Below are 507 nucleotides of genomic sequence, written 5' to 3'. Positions count from 1 at the left end.
CCGTCACGCTGGCGAGCCGACGCCACGACCGCAGGCGCGGGCGGAAGACGGCCAGCACGCCCGCCACCACGGCGAGGTTGAGCAGGCCCGTCGCGCACGCCGTGCGTACGAGGCCGAGCGTGGGCAGCAGTACGAGCGGGAAGAGCAGCGACGCCGCGAGCGCCCCGAGGTAGTCGAACGAGAGCACGCCTGCGAGCGCGTCCTTGAGCGCCGTGCGCCCGCCCAGCAGCCGCGTCACGAGCGGCACCTCCAGCCCGATCAGCGCGCCGATCACGAGGATCAGCCCCACCATTGCCACGTGGTAGACCGGCGTGAGCGCATACGCCGCGTAGAGCAGCAGCGCCGACGCCCCGCCGAGCACGCCGACGGCCAACTCGACCCAGACGAACGCGCGCAGGAGCCGCCGTGTCACGAAGCGCGAGAGCGCCGAGCCGATGCCCATCGCCGTCATGAACAGCCCGATGGTGACCGAGAAATGGAGGACGCTGCTCCCGAAGAGGTACGTCG

1 protein-coding gene is annotated in these 507 nt (G+C 71.8%); it reads right to left on the bottom strand.

The annotated features are described in order from the left end of the window. On the bottom strand, positions 1-507 hold a 507-nt coding region (locus AAFM92_17010), incomplete at both ends, for a polyamine aminopropyltransferase (protein ID MEL7302056.1).

This window comes from Pseudomonadota bacterium (assembly GCA_038533575.1).
Lineage (GTDB): Bacteria > Pseudomonadota > Alphaproteobacteria > Rhodobacterales > Rhodobacteraceae > Shimia_B.
This window is presented reverse-complemented; position numbering and strand designations above follow the sequence as displayed.